12 protein-coding genes are annotated in these 14,513 nt (G+C 62.3%); 6 read left to right on the forward strand and 6 right to left on the reverse strand.

Features of this window, described 5'->3' with window-relative positions:
- Nucleotides 1-33: 33 nt before the first annotated feature.
- Entirely contained in the window at nt 34-972 is a 939-nt protein-coding gene (locus I5S59_RS11670; RefSeq protein ID WP_197876733.1) for an alpha/beta fold hydrolase, read from the forward strand.
- A gap of 284 nt (nt 973-1,256) precedes the next feature.
- Nucleotides 1,257-1,685 (forward strand): MarR family winged helix-turn-helix transcriptional regulator, encoded by a 429-nt coding sequence (locus tag I5S59_RS11675; protein WP_197876734.1) that lies wholly within the window; start codon nt 1,257-1,259, stop codon nt 1,683-1,685.
- 18 nt (nt 1,686-1,703) lie between these two features.
- Here I5S59_RS11675 and mobA read toward each other — a convergent pair whose 3' ends face one another.
- The 3 genes from mobA to I5S59_RS11690 are packed head-to-tail and all read right to left on the reverse strand — an operon-like array spanning nt 1,704 to nt 6,653.
- Entirely contained in the window at nt 1,704-2,291 is a 588-nt protein-coding gene (gene mobA, locus I5S59_RS11680) for a molybdenum cofactor guanylyltransferase MobA (RefSeq protein WP_420066453.1), read from the reverse strand.
- A 43-nt stretch (nt 2,292-2,334) separates the two neighbouring features.
- Nucleotides 2,335-5,463, reverse strand: a complete 3,129-nt coding sequence (locus tag I5S59_RS11685) for an efflux RND transporter permease subunit (RefSeq protein WP_197876736.1) — start codon at nt 5,461-5,463, stop codon at nt 2,335-2,337.
- Nucleotides 5,464-5,474: 11 nt separating this feature from the next.
- Complete coding sequence (locus I5S59_RS11690; RefSeq protein WP_197876737.1) at nt 5,475-6,653, reverse strand: efflux RND transporter periplasmic adaptor subunit; 1,179 nt, start codon at nt 6,651-6,653, stop codon at nt 5,475-5,477.
- A gap of 157 nt (nt 6,654-6,810) precedes the next feature.
- Between I5S59_RS11690 and I5S59_RS11695 the strand changes: the two genes are divergently transcribed.
- The gene (locus I5S59_RS11695; protein ID WP_128325170.1) at nt 6,811-7,512 is read left to right on the forward strand and encodes a response regulator transcription factor; all 702 of its coding nucleotides are present in this window, start codon (nt 6,811-6,813) and stop codon (nt 7,510-7,512) included.
- Nucleotides 7,513-7,519: 7 nt separating this feature from the next.
- Nucleotides 7,520-8,818, forward strand: coding sequence for an ATP-binding protein (locus tag I5S59_RS11700; protein WP_197876738.1), 1,299 nt, complete (start codon nt 7,520-7,522; stop codon nt 8,816-8,818).
- A 3-nt stretch (nt 8,819-8,821) separates the two neighbouring features.
- Here the strand turns inward: I5S59_RS11700 and I5S59_RS11705 are convergent, their stop codons facing one another.
- From I5S59_RS11705 to I5S59_RS11715, 3 genes are all read right to left on the reverse strand, one after another.
- Nucleotides 8,822-9,910: a GGDEF domain-containing protein gene (locus tag I5S59_RS11705; protein ID WP_197876739.1), complete on the reverse strand. Its 1,089-nt coding sequence runs from the start codon at nt 9,908-9,910 to the stop codon at nt 8,822-8,824.
- Nucleotides 9,911-9,995: 85 nt separating this feature from the next.
- On the reverse strand, nt 9,996-11,150 hold the full coding sequence (gene wecB / locus I5S59_RS11710; RefSeq protein WP_197876740.1) for a non-hydrolyzing UDP-N-acetylglucosamine 2-epimerase: 1,155 nt from the start codon (nt 11,148-11,150) through the stop codon (nt 9,996-9,998).
- Between the two features lie 151 nt (nt 11,151-11,301).
- The gene (locus I5S59_RS11715) at nt 11,302-12,192 is read right to left on the reverse strand and encodes a LysR substrate-binding domain-containing protein (RefSeq protein ID WP_197876741.1); all 891 of its coding nucleotides are present in this window, start codon (nt 12,190-12,192) and stop codon (nt 11,302-11,304) included.
- Between the two features lie 99 nt (nt 12,193-12,291).
- Here I5S59_RS11715 and I5S59_RS11720 point away from each other — a divergent pair, with 99 nt between their 5' ends.
- Nucleotides 12,292-12,720, forward strand: a complete 429-nt coding sequence (locus tag I5S59_RS11720) for a PACE efflux transporter (RefSeq protein WP_197876742.1) — start codon at nt 12,292-12,294, stop codon at nt 12,718-12,720.
- Nucleotides 12,721-12,898: 178 nt separating this feature from the next.
- Nucleotides 12,899-14,461, forward strand: a complete 1,563-nt coding sequence (gene ilvA / locus I5S59_RS11725) for a threonine ammonia-lyase, biosynthetic (protein ID WP_197876743.1) — start codon at nt 12,899-12,901, stop codon at nt 14,459-14,461.
- Nucleotides 14,462-14,513: the final 52 nt, after the last annotated feature.

Here is a 14,513-nt window from a genome sequence, read left to right on the forward strand (position 1 = left end):
GGCCATGTCAGGGTGCTAAAAGGAGGTAATGGTATGAACCCGGGACACAAGGGACGTGACCAGTCACTGGACGTTAACGGCATTCACTTCGCGTTGCGGACGTGGGGCAATGAAGATGGGTACCCGGTGCTGGCACTGCATGGCTGGCTCGACAATGCTGCGTCGTTCGAGCGCATTGCACCGTTGCTGCGCGATTGCTTTGTGGTGGCCCCGGACCTTGCCGGGCATGGGCGCTCGGATCACCGCCGTGCCGACAGTGGCTATTACCTGTGGGAGCATGCCGACGACATGAACGCCCTGGTCGAATGCCTGGGCTGGAAGCGCTTTGCAGTACTGGCCCATTCGATGGGGACGGGGGTCGCTTCGATTCTTGCTGCGATGAACCGCAATATCGACCGCATGGTGTTCCTCGACGGCATGGGCGCGCCCTTTACCCTGGCACAAGGCAATACTGTCGAGCATTTGCGAAAGTCTCAGCGCCTGCTGCGTCTGGCATTGCGCACGCGGATGCATGGCTTCAGCGGGCCCGAGTATGCCCAGTTCAGCAGTCTGGAAGCTGCCGTCAACGAGCGACGCAACGGCATTGGTGGCAGCTTGAGTGAAGAGGGCGCACGCTTGCTGGCTCTGCGTGACCTGATCAACCTGGGGCATGGTTATCGCTGGCGTCATGACCCGCGTCTGGTGCTGCCCGAGCTACTGCCTCTGACCGAACAGCAAGCCTGTGAGTTTTTGCAGCAGATCACCTGCCCGTTGTATCTGTTGCTCGGGCTTCAAGGGCTGTTTGCCGGCCCCGGGTTCGATAAAAGAAAAGCCGCCTTGCCCCTGGACGCCCGCGTACGCTGGTACGAAGGGGGTCATCATTTTCATCTGGATACCCCGGCACCGGGGTTGATCGAGCAGCTTAACGCAGCGCTTGGGGCAAGCCAGGGGCGCGAGAATGTTCATTCATTGAGTAATGGAGTACACAGGTGAGCGCATTCTGCAGCGATAAGGCAGGCGTAGTGGCCGCCGGATACCACCGGTCAGCTGGTGGCCGAGCGCAGCGCGATGTGCATCGCCGGCCTGCGTATAGTTGCCCAGAATAACGAGTACCACGGTATGTGCTGCGCACCTTGAGTGCACACGGTGCTGTGGCCAACCGCTATTGACCGGCGGTGATTACAACGACAATTGCGAATTCAAAATGAGTTACCTGCCCTTGCACACCAAAAAAGAAACCATGTTGCAGCTGATGCTTCGGATCAGGGGAGGCGGGCATGCTTGACCCGACCTTTGATTTTGACAAGATGCTGTGCTTTTCGCTGTATGCGACCGCCAACGCCATGGTTCGTGACTATGCCGAGCCGTTGAAGCAGCAGGGCATCACCTATCCCCAGTTGCTGGTGATGGCGGGGCTATGGAACAAGGACGATGTGTCGATCAGCACCTTGAGCGAACTGACCCTGTTCGACCTCGGCACACTGACTCCGATCGTCAGGCGTCTGGCCAATAACGGCTTTATCACGGTCTACCTTGACCCGGAAGATCGCCGTCGGCGCAATGTGTTGCTGACGGACAAAGGGCGCGCACTCAAAGCGGAAGCCGCCAAAGTGTTCAACAACATGGCGTGCAAGATCGAGCTTGAGGAGAGTCAGGTGCAGCAAGTGCTCGACGTGTGTCAGCGGATTCGTTCGCGCTTGCGTTGAGCCTCACAGGGGCGAGGTTCAGCCCTGAAGGAACGCCGGCGTATTGAAGTTGCACAATCGCCGGTCGTCGTCGGCAACGTCCAGCGCCCGTACCGGGTGCTTGAGCAGGACATGTTGAAGGCTGCGGTCGCCCTGTCGCCAGGCCTGCTCAAGGGTGTCGCGCAACGCGCAGGGAATCAGGCTGAACATCGGCTGCCAGTAGCCCGCCTGACGGGCCATCGTCGGCTCATTGTGGGCATTGGCCCGGGCCATCAGTGCAAGGATCAGCTCACGGTCGATCAGGGGTGCATCGCCGGCCAGCACCAGCAGCCATGGATGACGCGCCACGCCAAGGCCAGCCAGCACGCCGGCCAGTGGCCCGGGAAAACCGGCTTCGGCATCACCGACCAGTTGATCCGCATACGACCGGTAGCGGTCCTGGTTGCGGTTGCAGGAGATGATCAGGTCATCGGTCAGTGGCCGCACCACGGTTTGCACATGAGCAATCAACGGCTTGCCTTGCCAGCTCACCAGGCCTTTGTCCTGCCCCCCCATGCGCTGGCCGCGACCACCGGCCAGCAGAAGAATGGAACAAGCGGCGGCGGGCATCGGCAGGGCTCCAGGCAGTCTCGGCTGCTCACGATCCCATGCCCGCGGGCGCCTGTCCAGATCACTGCTCCTGTGCGGTGGCCTGAGCGTCTTGTGCTTTCGCCCGGCGTTTGCCGGTCAGGCGCATGACGACGACGAAGAACACCGGTACAAACACCACGGCGAGGGTGGCGCTGAGCATGCCGCCGATCACGCCGGTGCCGATCGCCTGCTGGCTGGCCGAGCTGGCGCCGCTGGCAATCGCCAGGGGCACCACGCCGAGGATGAACGCCAGCGAGGTCATGACGATCGGGCGCAGGCGCAGGCGTGCCGCCTGTACCGTGGCGTCGACCAGGTCATGGCCTTCATCGACCAGGTGCTTGGCGAACTCGATGATCAGGATGGCGTTCTTCGCCGACAGGCCGATCAGGGTGATCAGGCCGACCTTGAAGAACACATCGTTGGGCATGCCGCGCAGGCTCACCGCGATCACTGCGCCAAGTACCCCCAAAGGTACGACCAGCAGCACCGAGGTCGGGATCGACCAGCTCTCGTACAGTGCCGCCAGGCACAGGAATACCACCAGCAGCGACAAGGCCATGAGCATCGGCGCCTGCGAGCCGGACAGTCGTTCCTGCAGCGACAGCCCGGTCCATTCCAGGCCCATACCCAGCGGTAACTGGTCTACCAGGCGCTGCACTTCTTCCATGGCCTGGCCCGAGCTGTAGCCCGGTGCCGGTTCGCCCGACACGGCAATCGCCGGGTAACCGTTGTAGCGCGTCAGTTGTACCGGGCCGGTGACCCACTTGGCCTGGACAAAGGCAGACAACGGCACCATCTTGCCGCTGCTGTTGCGCACATGGATCTTCAGCAGGTCTTCGACCTGGGCACGCTGGTCACCTTCGGCCTGTACCACCACGCGTTGCATGCGGCCCTGGTTGGGGAAGTCGTTGACGTAGTTGGAGCCCACTGCAGTGTTGAGCACATTGCCGATATCGGCAAAGGACACGCCCAGGGCGTTGGCTTGCTTGCGGTCAACTTCAAGCTGTACTTGCGGGCTTTCTGCCAGGGCACTTTCGCGCACGTTGGCCAGCATCGGGCTCTTTTCGGCATTGGCCAGCAACTGGTCGCGGGCGGCCATCAAGGCGGCATGCCCCAGGCCGCCGCGGTCTTGCAGGCGGAACTCGAAGCCGCTGGAGGTACCCAGGCCGTCTACGGGCGGCGGCAGCACCGAATAGGCAATCGCATCCTTGAGCTGGCTGAAGGCGGCGTTGGCGCGGTCGGCAATCGACTGGGCGCTGTCGTCGGCACCGCGTTCGGACCAGTCCTTGAGGGTGGTGAATGCCAGTGCCGCGTTCTGGCCGTTGCCGGAGAAGCTGAAGCCCAGAATCAGCGTGCTGTTGCTAACGCCCGGCTCGGTGGCATTGTGCGCCTCGATCTGCGCCGCCACCGCTTCGGTCCGCGCGCGGCTGGCGCCTGGCGGCAGCTGGATGTCGGTGATGGTGTAGCCCTGGTCTTCGGTAGGCAGGAACGAGGAGGGCAGCTGGCTGAAGCCGTATACCAGGCCTGCAACCAGCACCAGGTACACCATCAGGTAGCGGCCGCTGCGCTTCAGGGCCTGAATGACCCAGCGCTGGTAGCCGTTGGTCAGGCGCTCGAAGCGGCGGTTGAACCAGCCGAAGAACCCGCGTTTTTCGTGGTGTTCACCCTTGGCGACCGGCTTGAGCAGGGTGGCGCACAGCGCCGGGGTCAGGCTCAGGGCGAGGAACGCCGAGAACAGGATCGACACCGCCATGGACAGCGAGAACTGCTGGTAGATGACGCCGACCGAGCCTTTCATGAAGGCCATGGGCAGGAACACCGCGACCAATACCAGGGTGATGCCGACAATGGCGCCGCTGATCTGGCTCATGGCCTTTTTGGTCGCGTCCCGGGGCGACAGGCCTTCTTCGCTCATGATGCGCTCGACGTTCTCCACCACGACGATGGCGTCGTCAACCAAGATGCCGATGGCCAGGACCATGCCGAACAAGGTCAGTACGTTGACCGAGAACCCCATCGCCAGCATGACGGCAAAGGTGCCCATCAGTGCCACCGGTACCACCAGGGTCGGGATCAGGGTGTAGCGGATGTTCTGCAGGAACAGGAACATCACCGCGAACACCAGGGCCATGGCTTCGAGCAGGGTGGTAATCACTTGCTGGATCGACACCTTGACGAACGGCGAGGTGTCATAGGGGATGGCGAACTTGGCACCGGTCGGCAGGTAGCGCGACAGCTCGTCAAGTTTGTCCTGCACCAGGGTCGCCGTTTCCATGGCGTTGGCGCCAGGCGACAGCTGCACGCTGAAGGCGCTGGTGGGCTTGCCGTTGAGGCGGGTGCCGTACTGGTATTCCTGGCTGCCGATTTCAACCCGGGCAACGTCCCCGATGGTCAGGCGCGAACCGTCCGGGTTTGCGCGCAAGACAATGTCGGCGAACTCCTGGGCAGTGCTCAGCTGGCCCTTGATCACCACGTTGGCGGTGATCTCCTGGCTGCCGGTAGTGGGCAGGTCGCCGATGCTGCCGGGAGCCACCTGGGCATTCTGCGCAGCAATGGCCGCGTTGACGTCATCGGGGGTGAGGTTGTAGCCGATGAGTTTCTGCGGGTCGAGCCAGATACGCATTGCCCGTTCCGAGCCATACAGCTGCGCCTTGCCGACACCCTTCAGGCGACGGATTTCGTTCATCACGTTGCGCGCGAGAAAGTCGCTCAGGGTGACTTCGTCGAGGTTGCCGTCTTCGGCCGTAAGGGTCACCAGCAGCAGAAAGCCGGTGGAGACTTTTTCCACTTGCAGGCCTTGCTGGGTAACCGGACGCGGCAGGCGTGACTCGACCACCTTGAGGCGGTTCTGGACATCGACCTGGGCCAGGTCCGGGTTGGTGCCAGGCTCGAAGGTGGCCGTGATGGTGGCACTGCCCAGGCTGCTCTGGGAGCTGAAGTAGAGGAGGTTGTCGGCACCGTTCAGCTCTTCCTCGATGAGGCTGACCACGCTTTCGTCGATGGTCTGCGCCGAAGCGCCGGGGTACACGGCGTAAATCTCGACCTGTGGCGGCGCCACGTCGGGGTACTGGGCCACGGGCAACTGCGGAATCGCCAGGGCACCGGCGAGCAGGATGAACAGCGCGACAACCCAGGCAAACACCGGGCGATCAATAAAAAACTGCGGCATGAATCAGGCCCTCACTGGCCGTTGTGCTGAACGATCGCGGGGGCGTCTTTGCCCGCGTTATCGATCCGAACCTGGTCGCCCGGGTTGACGTGTTGCAGGCCTTCGATCACCACCTGATCACCCGGGGCCAGGCCCTGGATGACGATCCAGCGGTCGTTCTGTGCGGCCCCGAGTACCAGCGTGCGCTCGGCGATGCGTTGCTGGGCATCGACCAGCAGCACCCGTGGATGGCCGGCGCTGTCACGCAAGATGGCGCGCTGCGGCACGCTGATCGCTTGCTGCTTGACGGCCTGCTCCAGGCGCAGGCGGATAAAGCTGCCTGGCAACAGGTCCAGGTCCGGGTTCGGGAACTCGCTGCGCAAGGTGATCTGCCCGGTGCTCTGGTCGACACTGATGTCGGAGAACAACAGTTTGCCCGGCAACGGATAAGGGGTACCGTCGTCCTGGATCAGGGTGGCGCTGGCCTGGTTCTGGCCTACTTGCTGCAATTCGCCGGAGCGCAAGGCACGGCGCAGGGCATTGAGTTCGCGGGTCGACTGGGTGACATCGGCGTGAATCGGGTCCAGTTGCTGGATGGTGGCCAGCGGTGTGGTTTCGTTCTGACCGACGAGTGCACCTTCGGTCACCAGGGCGCGACCGATGCGCCCGGAAATCGGTGCGGTTACCGTGGCGTAGCCCAGGTTCAGTTGTGCGCGCTCCAGCGCTGCCTTGGCTTCGGCGACGGCGGCATCGGCCTGCATGAGGGCGGCGCGGGCGTTGTCATGGTCCTGGCGGCTGACGGCGTTGATGGTGATCAGCTCGCGGTAGCGGTCATCCTGCAGGCGCGCCTGGTAGCGGGTGGCCTCGGCCTTGGCCAGGATGGCACGGGCGCTGTCGACGTCGGCTTTGAACGGTGCCGGATCGATGCGGAACAGCACGTCGCCTTGCTTGACGTCACTGCCTTCACGGTACACGCGCTTGAGCACCACACCGGCCACCCGCGCGCGCACTTCAGCGGTGCGCGGGGCCAGGATGCGGCCATTGAGTTCGGTGCTGATGGACAGCGGCTGGGCGCGCACGGTTTCGATGCTCACGGCGCTTGGCGGTGCTTGCTCTTCACCTGGGTTGCTGTCATTGCAGGCACTGAGCGACAGCGGAATGACGAACAGCGCCAACAGGGCGCGCAGACGGGCAGGGCTTGGAATGGGCATGCGGATCTTCCATAAATGACCCGGCAATGCTAAGGCAGGAGGCCAACGTCCAACTGTTAAGCTGTGTAGGCCGAGTGTGAAAAAGTGTGAAGGATTGCACTGGCTGTGCAGAAGGTCCTATATCCTTGCCTGACTTTTCTTGTCTGTCAAATTGCCCATGCCCAACATCCTCCTGGTCGAAGACGACTGCGCCTTGTCTGAACTGATTGCCAGCTACCTGCAGCGCAACGATTTTTGCGTCAGCGTGATTGCCCGGGGTGACCACGTGCTGGCGGAGGCCCGGCGCAACAAACCGGACCTGGTCATTCTCGACCTGATGCTGCCAGGGCTCGATGGCTTGCAAGTCTGCCGCTTGCTGCGCGCCGAGTCGCAGTCGCTGCCGATCCTCATGCTCACCGCGCGCGACGACAGCCATGACCAGGTCCTGGGCCTGGAGATGGGCGCCGACGACTACGTCACCAAACCCTGCGAGCCGCGGGTACTGCTGGCCAGGGTCCGCACCTTGCTACGCCGCAGCAGCATCAACGAGCCACGCCTGGAAAGCGACCTGATCGTGGTCGGTGGCCTGCGTATCGACCTGGCCGAGCGCACGGTGTTCTGGCGTGAGCAGGAGGTCGAGCTGTCCAGCGGTGAGTACAACCTGCTGGTGGTGCTGGCGCGTAATGCCGGGGTGGTGCTCAGCCGTGACCGCATCCTGCAACAACTGCGCGGTATCGAGTTCAACGGCACCGACCGTTCGGTGGACGTGGCCATTTCCAAACTGCGCCGCAAGTTTGACGACAGCGCCGGCGAAGCGCGCAAGATCAAGACCGTGTGGGGCAAGGGCTACCTGTTCAGCCGCCTGGAATGGGAGTTCTGAGGCGGTCATGCTGAAGATCCTGGTTCGCCTGTATCTGGTAATCATCGTCGCTTACGCGGGCGCCTTGCTGCTTATTCCTGATGCCATTGTCGGCGCGTTCCATGATCGTTTCATCGCCTACAACCTGAACCAGGCCAAGGGTGTGCAGAAGCTGATCGTCGAGCGCTTTCGCCAGGTACCCGCAGACCAGTGGCCAGCAGTCGAGCACGAACTGGCGGCAGATTTCGCACCGTTGGAGATCGAGCTGCGACGCCAGGACCAGATCGGCCTGTCACATGCCGAGCGCGCACGCCTGGCAGCCGGGGAAAATGTCGTACGCCTGGGCGACTGGGGCTATTACAAGTCGGCCCTGGCGCCACTGGACCCGACCTGGGCGGTAGAGTTGCGCAACCCCCCGGACCCGCTGGACATCAACCTGATTTCCTGGGGCGTAACGGTGCTGATCGTTGCTGCCTTGCTCGGCTGTTTGCTGCTCTGGGTGTGGCCGCATTGGCGCGACCTTGAGCGGCTCAAGGAAACCGCGCGCAGCCTGGGCCAGGGGCGCCTGTCGGAGCGTACGCAGATCCCGGCGCGCTCAAACATCGGCGAACTGGCTGAGGTGTTCGACACCATGGCCCAGGACGTCGAGCGTTTGCTCACTCAACAACGCGAGTTGCTCAATGCCGTCTCCCATGAACTGCGCACGCCACTGACCCGGCTCGATTTCGGCCTGGTGCTGTTGTTCGACGAAGTCCCGCCGCATTGCCGCAAGCGCTTGCTGGAGCTGGTCGGGCATGTGCGTGAGCTGGACGAACTGGTGCTCGAGCTGCTGTCCTACAGCCGCCTGCAGAATGCCGATCAGGCCCGTGAACGGGTCGAGGTGTCGTTGCTTGAGCTGGTCGACAGCATCCTTGGCAGCTTTGCCGAAGAACTTGATGGCCGCAGTATTGAATGGCAAGTACGCGCCGACGACCACTTGCCGCGTTTTGTCCTTGACCCGCGCCTGACCGCCAGGGCCTTGCAGAACCTCGTGCGCAACGCCATGCGCTATTGCGACCGGCAACTGTTGCTACGCCTGAACCTGGACGCCGAAGGGCAGTGTCTGCTGACCGTCGAAGATGACGGCATCGGCATTCCCCCGGACCAGCGTGAACTGATTTTCCAGCCGTTCTATCGCCTGGATCGCAGCCGCGACCGCGCGACCGGTGGTTTCGGTCTGGGCCTGGCCATCAGCCGACGGGCCATCGAAAGCCAGGGTGGAACCCTGACGGTCGGGCAGTCGGCGCTGGGCGGGGCAAAGTTCATCATTCGCCTGCCGCGTGTATAGCGGCTAGACGCGGATCTCTTCCCGCCACAATACATAGCGGTCTTTGCCGGCATGCTTGGCCTCGTACAGGGCTTCATCAGCCTTGACCAGGGCGTTGGTCAGGCTGTCGTCCTGCAAGATGCGGGTCAGGCCGATGCTGATGGTCACCGGGTACTGCGCGGCGTCTTCACGGACCTGCGTGCACAGCGCCGCAACGCGCCGCTCGGCATCGGCTTGGTTGAGGCCCCAGAGGTAGATGACGAACTCCTCGCCGCCCAGCCGTGCATACTCGAATTCGGTCATCGACGCCTTGATGTTGGCCGCCGTGCGCTTGAGTACCACATCGCCGATATCGTGGCCGAACTGGTCGTTGACCTTCTTGAAGTTGTCGATGTCGATCATTGCCAGGTAGCGGCTTTGTGCGTCGTCTTCCTTCAGGTGGGTTTGTGCCTTGGCCATGAACGAACGGCGATTGGGGATTTCCGTCAGGGCGTCTATGTAGGCCTGGTCCAGCAGCACTTTCGACAGGTAGAAGTTGTACAGCTTGGCGCGGCGCATCTTCAGGTAGGTGTAGATGATCAGGCCGTTGATGAACACCAGGTAGCACACGAACATCAGGCCGCGCAGCTCGAGCAGGTGCATGTCGGCGACCTGAAACGGCTGGAGGTTGAGCCAGGTAACCGCCAGCACGGCAAAAAACGCCCAGCGTCGCACCGGCAGCACCGAGACGCTGTACAGCACACTGGAGCCGCCCAGCACCAGCCAGGCCGGGCGCAAGCCGATCGGCAGGCCTTCGATCACCAGTCGCATGGCCAGGGTTATGACTGCAATGAACACCAGGTTGAGCAGGTCAAAATGCGCGGCCTTGCGGGTGAAGGCGAGGATGATGGTGAGGGTCACCATCACCGTGATGAAGGCCATGGAAATCCAGGTGAAATCCTGTTGGCCGAGGTAGCTGACGATCAGGTCGAACAGGGTCCAGATGCCGATGCTGACACAGAAGATCAGGATGCAGAACGAGTGCAGGCTTTCGAAATCATGTTGGCGAAATTCCTGGCGAAGCTCGGGCGGTGCGACGTTCCTGCGCACCTGTTGCTCTATGGTCTTGTACATGCTGGCCTTGCGAATTCAATAAATGCTGGATGAAGGCAGTGGCAGTTGCAGGGGGCACAGGTTAGCGCAAATTTGAACGTTCCATTCATGCCTCAGGCACCTCACGCCCATGCTCCTCGAGCCAGCGGCTTAGCCGTTCGGCAATACGTCCGCTGGCGTTGCCGTCGCCATAGGGAGTGAACACCCGGCTCATCTGCTTGTAGACCGCCGGGTCGTCCAGCAGGGCGCTGGTTTCCTTGACGATCCGTTCGGTGAGGGTGCCGACCAGCTTCACGGTGCCGCCTTCCAGCACCGAGGGTCGGTCGGTGACTTTGCGCAGTACCAGCAACGGCTTGCCCAAGGCGGGCGCCTCCTCTTGAATACCGCCGGAGTCGGTGAGGATCAGGTAGGCGCGGTCCATCAGCCAGACGAAGTGCCGGTAGTCCTGGGGCGGCACCAGCAAAATATTGGGCTGGTGCGAGAGCAAGGCGTACACCGCGGTCTGCACGTTGGGGTTGAGATGCACCGGGTAGACGAACTGTACATCCGGGTAGCGCAGGGCCAGTTCGGCCAAGGCCAGGCAGATGCGTTCAAAGCCCTGACCGAAATTTTCCCGGCGGTGGCCGGTGATCAGCACCAGGCGCTGGTCATCACGCAGGTGTGTCAGTGGCGAGTCGGTGCCGGGTTTCCACTGGCTGTTTTTCAGGTAATCGCGCATCCAGAACAACGCATCGATCACCGTATTGCCGGTGACTTCGATCTGCTCCAGTGCCACGCCTTCGCGCAGCAGGTTGTCGCGAGACTTGGTGGTGGGCGGAAAGTGCAGGTCGGCGATCACCCCGGTCAGGCGCCGGTTGGCTTCCTCCGGCCAGGGCGCCTTGATATTGCCGGAACGCAGGCCGGCTTCGACATGCCCGATCGGGATTTGCCGGTTGAAGGCGGCGAGGGCGGCAATGAAACTGGTGGTGGTGTTGCCATGGACCAGGACGATTTCCGGCTTGATTCGCGCGTAGGTCGCATCCAGTTGTTCCATCAGTTGTTGGGACAGGCTGTTGAGGCTCTGGTTCTGGGTCATGACGTGCAGGTCTTCATCGACACTCAGGCCGAAATCGTTGAGCACCTGCTGGAGCATTTCCCGATGCTGGCCGGTCGAGCAGATGTTCAGGTCGATGTCTGGCCATTCGCGTAATACGCGGGCCAGGGGCGCCATTTTGATTGCTTCGGGGCGTGTGCCAAAAACCATCATGACTGTGTACGCCATCGTCGCGATCCTCGTCCCGGTCAGTGTGCAAAAGTGTGCGATTCGAAGGGGGTTCAACTGTTAGATACAAGCAGCAGAACGGGGGGTTGTCCACTGGCCGAGACAGATTGCTGGCGCCAGGGGAGCGGGCGCCAGAGCGGTTGCTGCGGGGTCAGCGGGCGTTGCCAAGCTGTGCCTGCAACCAGTCAAGAAACGCCCTGACGGCCGGGCGCCTCTCCTGCCCCGGAACGCACACGGCGCAGTAGTGCGCCGCGGGTAGGCGGATGTTTTCGCACCAGGGCTGCAGCAGGCCTTTGGTGACGCTATCTGCCACCAGCACGTTACTGGCCAGCACCGGACCATGGCCGGCCAGGGCCGCCTGCAAGGCATGGTGTTCGTCATCGTAATGGTGCAGGAGCGCCCGTTGCAGCCAGTGCGTTTTATCGGCCTGGGCGCACCAGCGAGGCCAGTCGATGGCAGCACCGCTGGCCGAAACCCAGGGTGCTTCGATCAGCGTCAGCGGCTGGTCGGTTGCAGGTTCCTGCCAGCCGGGCGGGGTATAGACGGCAAAGTACTCGGGCAGCAGTGTCAGGCGATACAGGCTCGGGTCGGCATTGAATTCAGCACGCAGAGCCAGGTCGAGGCCCCGGTCACGGTGCAGGTCGACCACCTCGTTGCCAGTGAGCACCCGCACCTGGATGTCAGGGTGGCGCTGATAAAAATCGCCGAGGCGCGGGATCAGCCAGAGGCTGGCGAAGGCCGCCGTGGTGGTCAGGGTCAGATGCTGCTGATCGCAGGGCGAAAGCAAGGACGCCAGGGCCTGCTGCAGGTCACCCAGGCCGGTGTGGACCTGCAGATAGAGTTGATCGCCAGTGGCCGTTAGCGTCACACGCTGCGCGCTGCGTTCGAACAGCATCAAACCGAGGTGGGTTTCCAGGCGCTTGATCTGGTGGGAAATGGCTGCCGGGGTCACCGCCAGTTCGTCGGCTGCAGCTTTAAAGCTACCCAGACGGGCCGCCGATTCGAAGGCACGCAGGGCGGTCAGTGGCAGCTTGGCGAACATGACGCTCAACCTGATTGAGGGAGGCTCAATCTAGCTCAATTGAAGGGCCCCCTCAACGCCATTACGGTGGAGCTACATTCATTCTGCAGAGCGAATATCATGCAAGGCAAGGCGCGCAAGGTGGTTCAGGCCATCCTGTATGAAAGCATCGCGGTGCTCTGCGTGTCGCCGGTGTTGTCCTGGGCGTTTGATGCCGACATGGCCCATTCGGCGGCGTTGTCGCTGATCCTGTCGGCCGTGGCCCTGGCCTGGAACATGCTCTACAACTGGCTTTTTGAGTATTGGGAGGCTCGCCAGGCGCAACGGCGTCGTACATTGTGGCGTCGGTTTATGCATGCCTTCGGTTTCGAAGGCGGGCTGGTGCTGATCTTGCTGCCGGTAGTGGCCGGCTGGATGCAGATCAGCCTGTGGGCGGCGTTGCTGACCAACCTGGCGCTGTTCCTGTTCTTCTTTGTGTACGCCTTTGTATTCCAGTGGGCGTTCGATCAGCTGTTCGATGTCCCCGACTCTGCGCGCGAGACGGCTTGACAGTGCCTGCGGGCCTGGGCTAGTTTCCCCGGCATGAACACATTCCTGCAGTTGCCTCAGCACAGCATTATTACCGCCATTATCAGTTTGGCGGGCTAGCTGGCACTTGCACAGAACCCGCCCTGGAGGCGGGTTTTTTCTCTCTCTCCTGGGCACTTTAAAAAACCAGGAGTCATCGATGACCAGCCTTGCCGTTAGCCCTCGCACACCGTCCGCGCCGCTGAACCTGCTGTCCGATTATGTGCGGCGCATTCTGGCTGCACCGGTGTACGACCTGGCCATCGAAACACCCCTGCAATTTGCGCCGGCATTGTCCGAGTCGCTGGGCAACCAGGTGCTGCTCAAGCGCGAAGACCTGCAACCGACGTTCTCGTTCAAGATCCGCGGTGCCTACAACCGCCTCAGCCGCCTGAGCCCGGCCCAGCGCGCACGTGGGGTGATCACCGCGTCGGCCGGTAACCATGCCCAGGGCGTGGCCCTGGCCGCGCGCGAGCTGGGCATGCGCGCCACGATCGTCATGCCAACCACTACCCCGGAGTTGAAAGTGGCCGGAGTGCGTTCGCGTGGAGGCAATGTGGTGCTGCACGGCGACAGTTTTCCGCACGCCCTGGCGCATGCCCTGAAACTCGCCGACAGCGAGGGTGCAACCTTTGTCCCGCCGTTTGACGATCCCGATGTGATCGCAGGCCAGGGCACCGTGGCCATGGAGATCCTGCGTCAGCAACCCGGTGCTCTGGATGCGATCTTCGTGCCGGTGGGCGGTGGCGGCTTGATCGCCGGAATCGCCGCCTATGTGAAATACCTGCGGCCCGAGGTGAAAGTGATCGGAGTCGAACCACATGACTCCAACTGCCTGCAGGCAGCCATGCTTGCAGGCGAGCGCGTGGTGCTGGCGCAGGTCGGCAGTTTTGCCGAAGGTGTGGCCGTGGCGCAGATTGGCGCGCATTGCTTCGAACTGTGTCGCCATTACGTCGACGAAGTCATCACGGTCAGCAGCGACGAACTGTGCGCGGCGATCAAGGACATCTACGACGACACCCGCTCGATCACCGAACCATCAGGTGCCTTGGCGGTTGCCGGGATCAAGAAGTACGTGGCACGTGAAAACGTCAGCGGCCAGACCCTGGTGGCAATCGATTCCGGTGCCAACGTCAATTTCGACCGTTTGCGCCATGTTGCCGAACGCGCCGAACTGGGTGAGCAGCGTGAAGCCATCATCGCCGTGACCATCCCCGAGCAGCCCGGCAGTTTTCGCGCCTTTTGCCAGGCGCTGGGCAAACGGCAGATCACCGAGTTCAACTACCGCTGCCAGCCTGGCAAGGAAGCGCGGTTGTTTGTGGGGGTACAGACCCATCCGCAGCACGACCCACGGGAGCGCTTGCTGGCCAGCCTGGCGGAGCAGGGCTACAGCGTACTCGACCTGACCGACAACGAACTGGCCAAGTTGCATGTGCGTCATACCGTGGGCGGGCATGCCGAACCGGGTAGTGATGAGCGCGTACTGTGTTTTGAGTTCCCCGAGCGCCCGGGGGCGTTGCTGGGCTTTCTCGAGCGACTGGGCAAACGCTGGAACATCAGCCTGTTCCACTATCGCAACCATGGCGCGGCGCAAGCACGGGTGTTTGCCGCCCTGCAGGTACCAGTGGAAGAACAGGCCGGTTTGCCGGGTGCGCTGGATGCGATGGGCTATTGCTACTGGGATGAGACCGATAATCCGGCCTATAAACTGTTTCTTGGTTGAGCATCACCAGGTGAGCGCTGCGCCAGCTTCTACAGATACCGGGTACACCACA

It is taken from the genome of Pseudomonas alkylphenolica (assembly GCF_016009175.1).
GTDB classification, from domain to species: domain Bacteria; phylum Pseudomonadota; class Gammaproteobacteria; order Pseudomonadales; family Pseudomonadaceae; genus Aquipseudomonas; species Aquipseudomonas alkylphenolica_B.